The organism is Caballeronia sp. LjRoot29, assembly GCF_964252755.1.
GTDB lineage: Bacteria > Pseudomonadota > Gammaproteobacteria > Burkholderiales > Burkholderiaceae > Caballeronia.
Map to the genome: position 1 here is coordinate 148,715 of NZ_CAXUPU020000011.1, position 14,070 is coordinate 162,784.

Annotated in this window: 14 protein-coding genes; 10 read left to right on the plus strand and 4 right to left on the minus strand. The window is 58.6% G+C overall.

Annotation, left to right across the window (positions count from 1 at the left end; translation table 11 throughout):
• Positions 1 to 68: 68 nt before the first annotated feature.
• The 3 genes from ACSQ83_RS15155 to ACSQ83_RS15165 are packed head-to-tail and all read left to right on the plus strand — an operon-like array spanning position 69 to position 2,861.
• The gene (locus tag ACSQ83_RS15155) at positions 69 to 1,313 is read left to right on the plus strand and encodes an ABC transporter substrate-binding protein (RefSeq protein WP_436228700.1); all 1,245 of its coding nucleotides are present in this window, start codon (positions 69 to 71) and stop codon (positions 1,311 to 1,313) included.
• A 50-nt stretch (positions 1,314 to 1,363) separates the two neighbouring features.
• The gene (locus tag ACSQ83_RS15160) at positions 1,364 to 2,371 is read left to right on the plus strand and encodes an aldo/keto reductase (protein WP_436228701.1); all 1,008 of its coding nucleotides are present in this window, start codon (positions 1,364 to 1,366) and stop codon (positions 2,369 to 2,371) included.
• Between the two features lie 40 nt (positions 2,372 to 2,411).
• Positions 2,412 to 2,861, plus strand: coding sequence for a GlcG/HbpS family heme-binding protein (locus ACSQ83_RS15165; RefSeq protein ID WP_436228702.1), 450 nt, complete (start codon positions 2,412 to 2,414; stop codon positions 2,859 to 2,861).
• Positions 2,862 to 3,369: 508 nt separating this feature from the next.
• Here ACSQ83_RS15165 and ACSQ83_RS15170 read toward each other — a convergent pair.
• Positions 3,370 to 3,993 carry a LysE family translocator gene (locus ACSQ83_RS15170; RefSeq protein ID WP_414948605.1) on the minus strand — a complete coding sequence of 208 codons (624 nt, stop codon included), beginning with the start codon at positions 3,991 to 3,993 and terminating at the stop codon, positions 3,370 to 3,372.
• Between the two features lie 125 nt (positions 3,994 to 4,118).
• Here ACSQ83_RS15170 and ACSQ83_RS15175 point away from each other — a divergent pair, with 125 nt between their 5' ends.
• The 3 genes from ACSQ83_RS15175 to ACSQ83_RS15185 all read left to right on the plus strand — a co-directional run bounded on the left by ACSQ83_RS15175 (position 4,119) and on the right by ACSQ83_RS15185 (position 7,818).
• Complete coding sequence (locus tag ACSQ83_RS15175; RefSeq protein WP_414969889.1) at positions 4,119 to 4,571, plus strand: Lrp/AsnC family transcriptional regulator; 453 nt, start codon at positions 4,119 to 4,121, stop codon at positions 4,569 to 4,571.
• A gap of 249 nt (positions 4,572 to 4,820) precedes the next feature.
• On the plus strand, positions 4,821 to 5,975 hold the full coding sequence (locus tag ACSQ83_RS15180; RefSeq protein ID WP_436228703.1) for a 2-aminoethylphosphonate--pyruvate transaminase: 1,155 nt from the start codon (positions 4,821 to 4,823) through the stop codon (positions 5,973 to 5,975).
• Positions 5,976 to 6,177: 202 nt separating this feature from the next.
• Positions 6,178 to 7,818 carry a methyl-accepting chemotaxis protein gene (locus tag ACSQ83_RS15185; protein WP_436228704.1) on the plus strand — a complete coding sequence of 547 codons (1,641 nt, stop codon included), beginning with the start codon at positions 6,178 to 6,180 and terminating at the stop codon, positions 7,816 to 7,818.
• A gap of 86 nt (positions 7,819 to 7,904) precedes the next feature.
• Here the strand turns inward: ACSQ83_RS15185 and ACSQ83_RS15190 are convergent, their stop codons facing one another.
• Entirely contained in the window at positions 7,905 to 9,002 is a 1,098-nt protein-coding gene (locus ACSQ83_RS15190) for an NADH:flavin oxidoreductase/NADH oxidase (protein ID WP_436228705.1), read from the minus strand.
• 104 nt (positions 9,003 to 9,106) lie between these two features.
• Here ACSQ83_RS15190 and ACSQ83_RS15195 point away from each other — a divergent pair, with 104 nt between their 5' ends.
• From ACSQ83_RS15195 to ACSQ83_RS15205, 3 genes are all read left to right on the plus strand, one after another.
• On the plus strand, positions 9,107 to 9,409 hold the full coding sequence (locus tag ACSQ83_RS15195) for an ArsR/SmtB family transcription factor (protein ID WP_414948610.1): 303 nt from the start codon (positions 9,107 to 9,109) through the stop codon (positions 9,407 to 9,409).
• 128 nt (positions 9,410 to 9,537) lie between these two features.
• Positions 9,538 to 10,554 carry an Ldh family oxidoreductase gene (locus ACSQ83_RS15200; RefSeq protein WP_436228706.1) on the plus strand — a complete coding sequence of 339 codons (1,017 nt, stop codon included), beginning with the start codon at positions 9,538 to 9,540 and terminating at the stop codon, positions 10,552 to 10,554.
• Between the two features lie 172 nt (positions 10,555 to 10,726).
• On the plus strand, positions 10,727 to 11,221 hold the full coding sequence (locus tag ACSQ83_RS15205; protein WP_436228707.1) for a lysozyme inhibitor LprI family protein: 495 nt from the start codon (positions 10,727 to 10,729) through the stop codon (positions 11,219 to 11,221).
• A 155-nt stretch (positions 11,222 to 11,376) separates the two neighbouring features.
• On the opposite strand, the gene ACSQ83_RS15210 is transcribed toward ACSQ83_RS15205, so the two are convergent.
• Positions 11,377 to 11,610, minus strand: a complete 234-nt coding sequence (locus tag ACSQ83_RS15210; RefSeq protein ID WP_436228708.1) for a hypothetical protein — start codon at positions 11,608 to 11,610, stop codon at positions 11,377 to 11,379.
• A 655-nt stretch (positions 11,611 to 12,265) separates the two neighbouring features.
• Between ACSQ83_RS15210 and ACSQ83_RS15215 the strand changes: the two genes are divergently transcribed.
• Positions 12,266 to 13,279, plus strand: coding sequence for a lysylphosphatidylglycerol synthase transmembrane domain-containing protein (locus ACSQ83_RS15215; RefSeq protein WP_436228709.1), 1,014 nt, complete (start codon positions 12,266 to 12,268; stop codon positions 13,277 to 13,279).
• A 15-nt stretch (positions 13,280 to 13,294) separates the two neighbouring features.
• Here the strand turns inward: ACSQ83_RS15215 and ACSQ83_RS15220 are convergent, their stop codons facing one another.
• A complete protein-coding gene (locus tag ACSQ83_RS15220; protein WP_436228710.1) occupies positions 13,295 to 14,059 on the minus strand; it encodes a glycosyltransferase family 2 protein in 765 nt (254 codons plus the stop codon).
• Positions 14,060 to 14,070 lie beyond the last annotated feature (11 nt).

Below are 14,070 nucleotides of genomic sequence, written 5' to 3' on the forward strand. Positions count from 1 at the left end.
TCCGCTAAGGCCAGGCAAAGAAAATAGACGAGCCGATCAAGGCTACATGTAATTCCCAGGAGACAACGATGAACAAAAATCTTAAACAGGGCATGTGCGCCTTATTCAGTCTCTGTATATGCCACGCGGCGAGCGCCGCTGAGTCCATTTCAGTGCTGCACTGGTGGACCTCGGGCGGCGAGTCAAAAGCGGTCAGGCTGCTCAAAGACGACATGACCAAACAAGGTTACGAGTGGAAAGACTTTGCAGTAGCCGGAGGCGCGGGCGCGGCCGCAATGACCGCGTTGAAGGCCCAGGTGATCTCCGGCAACGCGCCATCGGCTGCACAGATCAAGGGCCCGCTCATTCAGGATTGGGCCGATCAGGACATGCTGGTTTCAATCGACAAATCCGCGGGCGATTGGAAGAGTCATACACCTCCGCAAATCGATGCAATCATGCGCGCCGGCGGTCATTATGTTGGTGCGCCATTTTCCGTGCATCGAATCAACTGGCTCTGGATAAACAAGGCAGCGCTAGACAAGGTCGGGGGAACACCACCTGCAACATGGCCTGAATTCTTCGCACTGGCTGACAAGTTTCGCGCGGCAGGCATCACCCCGGTTGCACACGGCGGACAGCCTTGGCAAGACATGACGGTTTGGGAAACGGTCGTGCTGTCGCAAGGCCCTGACTTCTACAAGAAGGCATTGGTCGACCTCGACCAGAAGACGCTGACATCTCCGCAAATGGTGCAAGTGTTCGAGACAGTCAAGAAGATCGAGTCGTACTTCGATAAAGGCTATGCGGGCCGGGACTGGAATCTTGCCACTGCAATGGTGATCAACGGTACAGGCGGCATGCAGTTCATGGGCGACTGGGCCAAAGGCGAGTTCGAAAATGCGAACAAGAAGCCGGGTGTCGATTACGTCTGCGCTGTCGCGCCAGGCACGTCCAGCGCCTTCACTTACACCGTGGACTCCTTTGTATTTTTTCAGCAGAAGGGCTCAAAAGAAGCAACGCCAGGTCAGCTTGCCTTAGCCAAGACCATCATGTCGCCCGATTTTCAACAACAGTTCAGCCTGTACAAGGGTTCCATCCCGATCCGTCAGGATGTATCGATGGACAAGTTTGATGACTGCGCCAAGAAGTCGTACGCCGACGAACAAAGGACGATCAAGTCAGGGGGTTTCCTGCCATCGCTTGCATTTGGCATGGTGCAGTCGACCGTGACCGCAGGCGCCATGTCCGATGCCATCAGCAAGTTCATGAACTCCAATGAGGACGCAAAAACCGGTGTCCAGGCACTCGCTGCGGCGGCTAAAGTTAAATAAGGTCAACGGCTTGATTGCACTACTTAAACAGGAAAAAAATGAACGCTGACATGAAAAAGACCTGGCCACGCTCGGAGCTGGACGTAACGGTGATGGGTTTTGGCGCATCGCCCATCGGCAACCTCGCCCGGCCGATCTCGGAAGAGACCAGCGTCGCGCTGATTCAGGCGGCATGGAATGCGGGCATTCGCTATTTCGACACGGCGCCCATGTATGGCCATGGCCTTAGCGAAGCGCGTTGTGGTCAGGGACTTCGCTGGTATCCGCGTGACGAGTTTGTCATTTCCACCAAGGTCGGCCGTCTGCTAAAGGCGGCAAGGAGATCGGATATCGACTTTAGTCCGTGGGCAAGCGGACTGCCGTTCGAACTGCGTTTTGATTACAGCTATGACGGTACGATGCGCTCTATCGAAGACAGCCTGCAGCGTCTGGGGCTGGAACGAATAGATATCGCGCTGATTCACGACATAGACAATTTTACGCATGGTCCGCAGGAACAGCCGGTGGTCTTCAATGCCGCGATGTCGGGTGCGGCTAAGGCGCTGATTCGTCTAAGAGACGAAGGCGTAGTGAAAGCGATTGGCGTAGGTGTCAACGAATGGCAGGTCGCTTACGAGGCCATCAAGCGGGTCGATTTTGACTGCCTGTTATTGGCCGGCCGATACACATTGCTGGAGCAGGATTCGCTCGACGGGTTTCTTCCTGCTTGCGAGAAGCAAAAGGTCTCGGTCATCTTAGGGGGTTGCTATAACAGCGGCATATTGGCAACCGGTGCAATTCCGGGCGTACGATACAACTACGCGCCTGCATCGAATGAAATAGTTGCTCGCGTTCGAAAGATCGAAGCGGTTTGCGATGAATTCAAGGTTCCGCTCAAGGCTGCCGCGTTGCAATTCGCGTTGGCGCATCCCGCGATAGCCACCAATATTCCAGGCGTCAGAACTGTCGCGCAGTTGGAAGACAACATCGAGACGTTCAAGGTGGAGATTCCGGCGGCGTTCTGGGCTGCGCTTCGAACGAGCAAGCTTATCCGTGAAGACGCGCCACTACCTGCATGAAGTTGTCTATTCGTCTACGTAACGTCCAGGGGAAAATTCAGTGCTAGTTCATAGCGGTGTTAGCAACGCGGAAGCGCTCGCCGCAATAGAGGACATGCGGCAGGCGCTTGAAAAAAATTATGCAGCCGCTGTGCTTGCGGTCAGCGATGCACATGGCGAATTGATCGCGCTGGTACGGATGGACGGGGCGCCACTGCCTTCCATAGCTGCCGCGCAAGCCAAGGCCTTTACAGCCGCCCGGCAAGGGATGGCTACTCGCCAACTGGCATTGGAGGCCAAGGCGGGGGGCTGGAGCATGTCTTCTTACGGAGATGCGCGTTATGTCGGCTGGGCGGGTGGCTTGCCGGTTCTGATAGACGGGATGGTGGCCGGCGCGGTTGCGGTCAGCGGTTTATCGGAAGATGACGACGAACGAATCGCGCAGCTTGGTGTTGATGCAGTCATCGCCCTGCAAGCAACGCAAAACGCAAGGCTGTCTACCGTGAAATGACAGACGTGAGATCCGGCTCTGAAAAGTCGCAGAGCCGCCTCGCGAGGTCGGCGACCATGGAGTAGAGCGGCTTGGGACAATCGTTGCGGCGGAGTTAGCGAGGAAGCACGCGACCTAAGGCGACGGCTTTTGCAGCGCGGGATTGTTGCAGGTTTTAACGTCGGGCTCTCGATTCGAGACTGTAATGTAACGCTGCTAGGATTCCAATTCCCTTCAACGTCATATTGTCATATGAAAAAAGCCATTCTTGCCGTCATCACCGCCGCTCTTACGCTCGGCGCTTTTACTTCCGCTTTCGCAGAAGATCACCATCACCGCGTATGCCACAAAGTGAAGGTGCATGGCCACTGGCAAAACCGCTGTCATTAACTGACGCCAGAGGCGGCGCCAGCTGCCCTAAGGAAACGTTCGCGCGTCTAGCGGTGACGTTTCCTTAAGCCGACTGATCTATGCTTGCACAGAACACCGATCAAAACGTTTTACCCAAGCGCCGATATCACATCCGGCGTCACGCCTTGGCGAATGCGGTTAGCGCCCCCGCGGCGATCAACACAACACCGCTTATCCGACTCGCGGCACCCGCCCATTTCCGATTCGCAGCCAATCCCTGACTCTTTGCGCCGAGCCACGCATAGAAGGAATAGGAACAGAGGTCCAGCAGCACCGTCGTCAAGCCGAAGATCAGCATTTGAAGCCAGATTGGTTGGTGCACCTCAACGAACTGCGGAAGTAGCGCGACGAAAAAGAGCAGCGCTTTCGGGTTTGCCAACTCAACCATCAGACCCTGACTCAACGCACGCGGACCGCTGACTGCCGCAATGCCCGCAGGCTGGATGGTCAGCGCACTCGACCGGTTGAATAAGGCCCGAACACCGAGATACACGAGATAAGCAACGCCGGCCCATTTCACTGCATTAAACACGTTGTGACTGGTGACGATCAGCGCCGCCAGACCCGTCGCCGATAAAGCAAAATAAATTGAATTGGCAAGCGCGATCCCGGCGATGGTCCAGTAGCTGCGCCGCACGCCGTTAGAGATGCCTTGAGCGACAACGAGCAGTGCTGCAACGCCGGGCGTGAGACACACGAGACCCGTTGTCGCGACGAAGATCAGCCAGATTTTCAGGTGCATGTCGAGTCTCTTACCACGAAGGGATTTACTTATAATCTATCGCGTCGTCATGGTTTTTATAACCCGAATTCAATGGTATTTTTCGACAAAGCCCGATCGTTGATCGGATTTATCGAAGGATTTCCATGAATACCAAAGTTGATCATCACGACCGCAAGATCCTCGAACTTTTGCAGCAAGACGCGCGGGTGTCGCATGCTGAAATTGGCCGGCGCGTACACCTCAGCCAGCCCGCCGTGTCTGAGCGGATCAAGCGGCTGGAAGTGCAGGGCGTCATAGGGGGCTACCGTGCGTGGGTTGACCCGGCGAAGCTCGGCTACACGATCACCGCGATGATCCGTGTGCAGGCTCAGGCAGGGCGGCCGTATGAAGCGTTTGCCCGCGAGCGCCCCGAAGTCATTGAATGCCTGACGGTGACAGGCGACGATTGTGCGGTGCTGCGTGTGCTCGCAACCGACGTGCAGCATTTGCAGGGCATTATCGATGCACTGAACACCTATGGCACGACCTCGACGGCAATCGTGCTGTCGACGCAGGTCGCCCACAAGCCGGTCAAGCCGCCATCACGCGATGAATAAGTTAGGATAACGAGCAATATGCCTGGTCGGATTTCAAGCGACTTGTCATTTGATTATCTGGCCACTGCGCGAGCGAGGACGCCGCACGGCTGACGATGTGTTTCATGTCGACGCAGGCGGAATTTTCGCATCGGACAGCGCGCGGTTAAAATGTCGTCATGCGCCGAGGACCTTGCGACGTGAACGTTACACACTCACCATTCTTCGTGCAGCCTTAAACGCCACACATCGATATCGGACACCCTTCTTATGAATCAATCCACGGTCCTCAAACCAGCTGCCACCGAAACGGGCGATCCCTTTCTCCTGACGCCCGGACCCCTGACGACCTCGCGCACCGTCAAGGCTTCGATGGCACACGACTGGGGCTCGCGCGATGCAAGTTTTGTCGCAATCAACAAAGCGGTGCTCGCGCGGCTCGTCGAGGTTGTTCATGGCGAAGGCGACTATGTCACGGTGCCAATGCAAGGTTCCGGTACCTTTGCAGTCGAAGCCATGCTGACGAGTTTCGTGCCGCCAGGCGGCAAGGTTCTCCTCCTCATCAATGGCGCTTACGGTCAGCGCGCGAAACGCATTCTCGACATTGCCCGGCGCAAGAGCGTCATCCATGAAACGGCTGAAGATGCACCGCCGGACCTTAAAAAGGTCGAGACAATCTTGAAGCGCACGCCGTCGATCACGCATATCTTCGTGGTCCATTGCGAGACGACCTCAGGCATCCTGAATCCGATTGCCGAGATTGGCGCGCTTGCCGCCAAGTACAAAAAGGGCTATCTCATCGATTCAATGAGCGCGTTCGGCGCACTGCCAATCGATGCACCCGCGATCCACGCAGATGCAGTCGCGGCTTCGTCGAACAAGTGCATTGAAGGCGTGCCGGGTCTTGGCTTTGTCGTGTGCCGGCGCGACGCGCTGGTGGCGACCAAGGGCAACGCCACCACGCTGGTTCTCGATCTCCACGATCAGTGGGCAAATTTCGAAAAGACTGGGCAATACCGGTTCACACCCCCTACGCATGTGATCGTGGCGTTCCATCAGGCGCTTCAGGAATTTGATGACGAGGGTGGCGTGGCGGGACGAGGGGGACGGTACCGGAACAATTGCCGCGTTCTCATCGACGGCATGAAGGTGCTCGGTTTCGAGCTTCTGCTGAAGGCGGATCTGCAGGCGCCGATCATCGTGACCTTCCGCATGCCTGCGCATCCGGGCTTTGTTTTCGAACGTTTCTACGATGGCCTGAAAACACGGGGATATGTGATCTATCCGGGCAAGCTGACGATCGCGGAATCGTTTCGTATCGGCTGTATTGGCAGGCTCTATGAAAAGGAGATGCACGGTTTGCTCGCCGCGGTGCGCGACGTACTCGATGAAATGGGTGTGAACACGCTGAGTGCAACGCGATAATAGACTGGTGCGCTTCGCCGGGCGACAAGCTCGGCGTAAGCGCGTTTGACTTGCATCGTAAGCTTGATGGCCCCATCAAATTGGGGTCATGTTTCTTCGAAACGCATACCGGCTTCACACCTTCAGTTTTGGGCCAACGGACCGATAAGCAGTAGTCCAACCGCGCGCTCCCGTCGCGGCTTGTCGAATCCGAGAACCATCAATGAAGCTCAGCCTCAAAATTCCCCTTGCCTTCACCGTCGCGCTGCTGCTGATGTTCGCCGGCGCACTGTATGGCATCTTCGCGCTCAACCAGTCGATCAACGCCTACGGAACTACGGTACAAGACAACGTTGCGAATGAACGCATGGTGTCCGCCACGCTCGTCGCATTCAAGCTGCAAGTCCAGGAGTGGAAGGACACGTTGTTGCGTGGCAAGGACCCGGCAAATCTCGACAAATACTGGTCCGCCTTCCAGACCCGCGAAAAGACCGTCAGCACGCTCGCGGCTGAACTCAAAACCAAGTTGCCGGAAGGTGAAAGTCGCACGCTGATCGAACGCTTTGCGATCGCACACGCGGCGATGGGCGAGGGGTATCGCAAAGGCTTCGAGGCATTCAAGTCAGCGGGGTTCGAACCCTCGGCCGGCGATAAAGCCGTGGCCGGTGTAGACCGTGAACCTTCAGCGCTGCTTGAACAGGCTACTCAAAAAATCGCGGCTGACAGCGCGCAGGTTTCGGCGCAGGCCGCTATCGACGCACATCATGCGACTGAGATCAGCATTGCGCTGATGTTGTCGGTACTCGCGCTCGCGATGATCGGCGGCGTCATGTTCAGCCGCACGGTCTCGCGGCCGCTTGGTCACGCGCTGAATTGCGCACGAGCAGTGGCGACCGGTAATCTTTCGATGGAGTTTGACTCCAGCGGCAAGGACGAGATCGCGCAATTGCTTGCGGCATTGAAAGACATGCAGTCGAGTTTGTCGCAAGTGGTCGCCAAGGTTCGTGAGAATGCCGAAGGCGTGGCGACGGCCAGCGCCGAGATCGCATCGGGCAACCTGAACCTTTCGTCGCGCACGGAAGAGCAGGCGGCATCGCTCGAAGAAACGGCGGCGAGCATGGAAGAACTCACCGGCACGGTTCGCCAGAACGCAGAGAACGCGCGGCAGGCATCCACGCTCGCGGACGCGGCTTCACACACCGCTTCGCGCGGCGGCGTGATGATGGATCAGGTCGTTGAAACCATGCACGGCATTGCCGATAGTTCAAGCAAGGTCGCGGAGATCATCGCCGTGATCGACGCCATTGCGTTTCAGACCAATATCCTTGCGCTTAACGCAGCCGTGGAAGCGGCCCGCGCGGGCGAGGAAGGGCGCGGTTTCGCGGTCGTCGCAGCGGAAGTGCGCACGCTCGCGCAACGCAGCGCATCGGCCGCCAAGGAAATCAAGGCGTTGATCGCCCAGTCGACCGATCGCGTGAAGGCGGGTTCGGTGCTCGTCGGCGACGCGGGGCAGATCATCGCGGAGATCGTGGGGTCGGTGCAGCGCGTGACGGATATTGTCGGCGCGATTTCTTCGGCGTCACAGGAGCAGAGCACGGGTATTGAACAGGTCAATACGGCCGTTACGCAAATGGACGAGGTGACGCAGCAAAATGCCGCGCTGGTCGAGGAAGCGTCCGCAGCGGCACACGCGCTTGCCGAACAGGCCAATTCGTTGCGCGATGCGGTGGCGGTGTTTACGCTGCGTGGCGATTCATCGCGGTCTGGTTCGGATGACGTATCCACGGGCCCGCGGTCGCATCGGCCCGGCGCGGCGCGCAAGGCGATGAGTCCGGTTCAGCGGCGCGAGCCGGAACTTGCTTAGGAGTCTTTGTAATTAACGCTAGCGCGGCAATACGCCGGCAACCGTGCAAAAAATGCACATCGATTGCCGGCGTCGTGGGCGCGTGATTAGCTGACCGCGTAGCGTTCGAGCCAATGCGCGTAGGGCGCAGGCAGCGTCCACGAAGGACGTGCAATGCCGAGCTTTTTCGCCGCGTAATACGTCCAGTGAGGATTGGCCAGATGCGCGCGGCCGACCATCACGAGATCGAGTTGACCTTCGCGTACGGCGTTGTCGGCGAGCTCCGGTGTATCGATTCCCCATGCAGATGCAACCGGCAGTTGCGCCTCACGCCGCACCCGATGTGCTATAGGCGCAAGGAACGCGGGCGCCCACGGAATGTTTGCTGCAGGCGTAGAGAACCCCACGCTGACGCTGAGCAGGTCCAGCCCGCCACGCTTGAAATTTTTCGCCAGCTCAATGGACTCCGCGAGGGTTTCCTCATCGCGGCCGTCATATTCGATCACGCCAAAGCGTGCCGTCAGGGGCAGGTGCTCAGGCCAGACTTCGCGCACTGCGGCGAGCGTCTCCAGCATGAAGCGGCTGCGGTTGTCGAGGCTTCCGCCATAGGCATCATCGCGTTGATTGGAGTGCGTCGAGAAAAAGCTCTGACCTAGATAGCCGTGAGCGAAGTGCAGTTCCAGCCATTCAAATCCTGCGTCGCGCGCGCGCTTTGCGGCATCGACAAAATCCTGGCGCACGCGGGCGATATCGTCGACGGTCATCGCCTTAGGCACCTTCGGCAGGTTGGCTCCAAAGGCGACAGCGGAAGGTGCAATGGTGTCCCAGCCGCGCGGATCGTCTGCGGCGATATGGTCGTCGCCTTCCCACGGCCGGTTGGCGCTGGCCTTGCGACCCGCGTGCGCGATCTGGATGCCCGGCACCGCGCCTGCTGCCTTGATCGATGCAACGACGGGCACGAAGGCTTGCGCTTGCTCATCATTCCAGATGCCCGTGCAGCCCGGGGTGATGCGGCCTTCAGGCGACACGGCGGTCGCCTCGACGATAACCAGTCCAGCACCGCCGCGCGCGAGACTCGCCAGATGCACGCGGTGCCAGTCGTTGATCAGGCCGTCGACAGCGGAGTATTGGCACATCGGTGGGATGGCGATGCGGTTGCGCAACGAGATATCTTTGAGTTTGAAGGGTTCGAATAACGTGGGCATCGGGCAGGCTCCGTGGAAAAATCGAGTGCGATAATTCGGGTAATTCAGATAGTTCGATATAAATCGAACTATCGATTATCACAGAAACCGGTACCATCTGCTGCATGCGCAACTATGACCATCCTGGCCCCGAGGACTTTACCCTCCAGCGGCTTTTCAACGCCTTGAGCGACCCGGTACGGCTCGACATCGTGCGGCATTTGTCGCTTGTCACGGAGGCCACCTGCGGAGAGCTCGACGGCGGCCGCCCTAAATCGAGCATGTCGCACCACTTTCGCATCTTGCGCGAGGCGGGTCTCGTGCAGACCCGCGTGGCCGGCAAGGTTCATCAGAACACGTTGCGGCTTGCCGAGCTCGACAGCAGGTTCCCGGGTCTCATGGACGCCATCCTCAAGCAAATTTCCTGACGGAATCGCAGATCAATTGCGTGCCGCAGCTTAAGGCACGCATTTTTTAAATGCGGTTGCACGTTCCTTGCAATACGCATCGCAGCCGCGCTTGCAGCTTCAAATCCATAACTTAAAAGGAATGACCGATGTCCCGACTGCTTCCCGACGCGCTGAGCGCGCTTGCTGTCGACTCGCTGCTTGCCGCCGGCGCATTGCCCGCGACCGCACAATCGACGGCACGCGCGCTTGTTTATGCTGACGTGCGCGGGTTGTCGTCGCACGGCGTGTCGCGCCTGCCGATGTATTGCGCGCAACTCAGGAATGGCCGCGTCGATCCGTTGGCGCAGCCGGGCATCGTCTCGGATCGCGGCGCGGCCGTGCTGGTCGACGGCGCGGACGGACTCGCTTATCCCGCCTGCGATCTCGCCATCAGCGCGTTGATCGAACGCGCGCGGCAGTTCGGCAGCGCGATGGCGGGTGTCAGGCGCAGCCATCACTTCGGCGTCGGCGCGGCGCATCTGCAGGCGCTCGGCACAGCGGGCATGGTTGGCCTGGCGTTCAGCAACTCGCCCGCGGCCATGCCCGCGTGGGGCGGCCGGCGCGCGCTCTTCGGCACTAATCCCATTGCCGCCGTCTTCCCGCGCCGACAGTCGGAACCGCTCGTGATCGACCTGGCGCTCTCGCAAATTGCACGCGGCAAGGTTGCCATTGCCGCGCGTGACGGCAAGCCGATTCCGGAAGGCTGGGCGACCACCCGCGACGGCCAGCCGACGACCGACGCGCGTGCTGCCCTCGACGGCATGATGCTGCCATTCGGCGGAGCGAAGGGCGCGATGCTGGCGTTGGTCGTCGAGTTGCTCGCGGCGGCGCTGACCGGCGCGAACTTCGGTTACGAAGCCGGTTCGTTCCTGACCGAGGAGGGCGAGCGTTCGCGCATTGGCCATTTATTTTGGGCGATCGATCCGGGCGCACTGGCCGGCGACGATACCTATCTTTCGCGCGTGGAAACGCTGATTGAAATGATGCTTCTGGATGATGACGTCCGGCTTCCGGGTTATCGGAGAGAACGTCTCGCCGATGCGTCGGAACAGGAAGGTGTTGATATTCCCGATACGTTGATCGCGCAATTGAAGGAGCTTTCAAACAATCGGCGTGACGGATAGTTCCTCTCGCCAGTCGCGATTTTGCTTGAGCGCCGTCGAGTGAAATATTAAGTAAGGCCTTGAGAAGGTCGCCTCCTATTCGATGGGTTCGCTTGCCTGAAACCTAGGATCATCGGCTTGACGATGCATGCAACGTCAACGCAACTTCAACGATGAATCAACGGGGGCAGGAATGACCAAGTCAGGAAAATTGGAATCGAAACGGTTTGACGTGAGGCGTGCCGCCGGGAAAACCGCGCTGGCGTTACTGGCGTCACTCATGCTGGGCGGTGGCTTCTCCGCGACGGCTCAGGCCGCGAGCTTCCATTGCGGCAAGCGAGTCTCAAGCTCGGAGAAGTTGGTGTGCAATGATCCCGAGCTGTCATCGCTCGACGACAAGCTGGCGATCTCCTACAAGCGCGCGAAGGACGTCACGCCTGACACGGCAGCTTTCGAGGACGACCGGGTCAAGCAATGGCAGTGGCGTCAGCACAACTGCAAGGACAAGGTCTGCGTGGTCAACTGGTACAACCGCCGCATCAGCGAACTCGATGCCGACTTTGATCAGGGAACTGAGAACCAGGCCACCGTGCTTAAGGCTAGTCTCGCTGAGCAAAATCTGGCGCTTCCGGCTCAGGCGGCCGTATTGAGGATCAAAGGCGACGCAGGCTCCTTGTCGATGCAATAACGTGTGGACGGTGCTGGTTTAATCGATTGTGCTGGGCAGAACCCATCATCGTGGGTTTTGCCCAGATCGTTTGTCGATCCTGTGCGCCTTGTGCGCGTGACGTCTTACTGGGCGACGCTAACGCCCAAGCGAAACCCGAGCGATCGCCTCTCTGTTCAAATGGCCTGCTGTTGCTCAAACGGCGACCGCGGCAAAGGCTCGCCATCGATGAACGCAGTCGCACTGCGCACAGCAAACTCAAAGGCACAGTCACGATTGGCGAACTGACCAAGGTTGCCAAGCGAGGTCGCTTCACCGTCCTCTTCCAGGATGGAAACGCGCGCCAGGAACGTGTTGCCTAGTCTCGTTACCGAAGGCTGAATTGCTGCACCATGGTGATAAAAGACCATTGCATCTCCTTTCATTGATAACCACCCTTCGATAACTTTAGTCCCATCATTCATCGGTCAAAAATATAATTTTTCGCACTCGGCACTTAACTAAAAATGGGCACTTGACACGTGGGTGCGCGCTAAAAGTGGCTCTGCCGTACTCGCGTGAAAACATAATCTTCGTCGACCGGGGAGTCTTATGAAGCTACGCGGATCAGACGACCGTAATGTGACGCAGGGGCTTCGAGCAGAGAACGTTCCTGCGCCGCAAGCTAAGCCGTTGCACGAGAAGTGGATCGCAGCAGGTTCAGCGCCGTATCACGCGACCGCGGGCAATTGACCTTGCGCAGAACGCATCGACTTGTTGAGGGGCGTTGCTTCGTTTGTCGAAACGAATCGCAGCGTGTTTGACATTATTGTGTTGGAGAATGAGGGTGCGACCGCAACCGGCGGCTAAGTTGTATCGGACATCGGATTGCTTTCGGGTTGCTTCTGCCGCAACTACACAGCGAACCACGTTGCTTTAAGGACCATCCAGCCGCATGCCTATTTTTCGGCCTCCCACCTTGCAAGTTGCAGTGGAAAATCCGATCGCGCCATCAGCGCGAGCCGACTCGTCGATGTCGATTCTCTCTACTCTCAATCCTCATCGGCAATTGCACAGGCGGTGCTTGTGACGCGTACCCACGCACGTAATGTTGTGACCCTGCTTGCTTTACTCGGGGTCGGGCTCTCAATGGGCGTGCCTTTTATATTAGGCTCGCACGACCTTGTGGCCGGTCTTCGCACTGTCCCGGCAGAAGTGTTCATTGTGCTGGCTGCAAGCGCCGTCGTCAGCGCGTTGGCGAAGGCCGGCAAACTGCAACTGATGCAAACAACGCTAGGCTTGCGCGTGCCATTCATGCGCACGTTTGCGATTACGCTCGTGACCGATTTCGCGTTCCTGGTGTCGCCACTGGGAGCCGCGGGGTATGGGGTCAATATCGGCATGCTGCAGCGCGCCGGAGCTTCGTGGGCCATCGCCACCACGGTAGTGGGTGCAGACCAGGCGCTCGACCTGACGTTCTTTGGCGTGGCTATTCCAATCGCGCTTTTGCTCTCCATCGGCCCGTTGGCTCATTTGCTCCCGAGCGTGAGTTTGTCCGCCGTTGCCGCCACGCTGGCAGGGCTAGTCATTCTGATAGGCGCCCTTTGGATGTGCCGCCGCTACCTTGCGCATGCACTTGGGGCGACGGGCCAGCTTGTTCCATGGCTGAGGGCCCGGCGGACTCGTTGGGACAAGTTTCGCCACAGCGTGCACGAGCAGTGGCGGCTACTTATCACAGGGCCTCGTAACCGGCTTGTCGCGCTGTTGCTGCTGACCACCTTGCAGTGGCTGCTTCGCTATAGCGCCCTATGGTTCATCTTGCTGGAACTCGGATATCGATTGCCGCTTGGATTCGTTCTCGCGGTGCAGGCGGTGGTCTTGCACGCGGCGCTCTGGACGGGCGTACCCGCTGGCGGGGGCGGAGGCGATCTAGCGCTTGCAGCCGCATTCGTGGCCTGGGTCCCGCGAGCGGCCATGGCGACCGCCCTGATTCTCTGGCGCTTCGCAACGCTCTACTGCCCGCTGATACTGGGCGCTATCGGCTTCGCTACGCTTGCGTGGCGTCGACGCACGGCGACATCTGCACCGGCTCCTGACTGACGCTTCGAAGGCAGCTTAAGCCGCGTTATCGCGTGGGCTTCTGATCCTGACAAAGAACGGTGCGTGCCCGGCATGATCGACCCTTAACGAAAAAAGATGACATGTCTGTGACAGCAGCGCCAGCGGATAAGTGACTTTCAACAAGTCGGCAATCATGCGCCATTCCGCGCGGATGCCAGCCCAGTAGCCGAGCTTTTCGGTCTTGCGCGCCTGCGTCACTTTCGGCCAGTGAGTGACTGCAATTGAGAGCCGGCGTTCAATGATCAAGCGGTTCATGAACACTTCGATGCCAAAGCGCGGCAAGCCATGAATTTCCTTGAGCGCCTCGCTTAGCAGTTCTTTCCTGACCATGCGCTCACCCGAAACAAAATCCAGGCCGATCGCGCGGAACAGCAGTAAGCTGTTCTGTCGCAGGCTCAGGCTGACGTTCGCAGCGCCGCTTAGGACGGGCGCGGCGAGCGCCGTGATGTGTTCGCTCGCGAGCCCCTTGAGGTCCGCATCGAGCAGCATCAGCAATTCATTCTGGGCAGAGGCAATGCCGATGGCCATCGCTGCGCTTTTACCGCGGTTCACCGGACACGTGATCAGCCTGACAGAAGGGAAGCGCCTGACGATGTCAGCGGTGTTGTCGGTCGAGCCGTCGTCGACCACGATAACCTCGGCCAGCAGCGGATGCACCGTTGCAACGGCCAGCACAGCGCCGATCCGCGGACCTTCGTTGAATGCGCAAATGATGCATGAAACACGGTGGCGATTGGACGATGTCGAAAGGGCAGTCATGCGGGATGGCT

Bases quoted from the DNA above. Each gene is read 5' to 3' on its own strand.
- ACSQ83_RS15210 (WP_436228708.1), bottom strand. From the start codon at position 11,610: ATGGTCTTTTATCACCATGGTGCAGCAATTCAGCCTTCGGTAACGAGA.
- ACSQ83_RS15220 (WP_436228710.1), bottom strand. From the start codon at position 14,059: ATGACTGCCCTTTCGACATCGTCCAATCGCCACCGTGTTTCATGCATC.
- ACSQ83_RS15195 (WP_414948610.1), top strand. From the start codon at position 9,107: ATGCGCAACTATGACCATCCTGGCCCCGAGGACTTTACCCTCCAGCGG.
- ACSQ83_RS15205 (WP_436228707.1), top strand. From the start codon at position 10,727: ATGACCAAGTCAGGAAAATTGGAATCGAAACGGTTTGACGTGAGGCGT.
- ACSQ83_RS15175 (WP_414969889.1), top strand. From the start codon at position 4,119: ATGAATACCAAAGTTGATCATCACGACCGCAAGATCCTCGAACTTTTG.
- ACSQ83_RS15180 (WP_436228703.1), top strand. From the start codon at position 4,821: ATGAATCAATCCACGGTCCTCAAACCAGCTGCCACCGAAACGGGCGAT.
- ACSQ83_RS15185 (WP_436228704.1), top strand. From the start codon at position 6,178: ATGAAGCTCAGCCTCAAAATTCCCCTTGCCTTCACCGTCGCGCTGCTG.
- ACSQ83_RS15155 (WP_436228700.1), top strand. From the start codon at position 69: ATGAACAAAAATCTTAAACAGGGCATGTGCGCCTTATTCAGTCTCTGT.
- ACSQ83_RS15200 (WP_436228706.1), top strand. From the start codon at position 9,538: ATGTCCCGACTGCTTCCCGACGCGCTGAGCGCGCTTGCTGTCGACTCG.
- ACSQ83_RS15190 (WP_436228705.1), bottom strand. From the start codon at position 9,002: ATGCCCACGTTATTCGAACCCTTCAAACTCAAAGATATCTCGTTGCGC.
- ACSQ83_RS15170 (WP_414948605.1), bottom strand. From the start codon at position 3,993: ATGCACCTGAAAATCTGGCTGATCTTCGTCGCGACAACGGGTCTCGTG.
- ACSQ83_RS15160 (WP_436228701.1), top strand. From the start codon at position 1,364: ATGAAAAAGACCTGGCCACGCTCGGAGCTGGACGTAACGGTGATGGGT.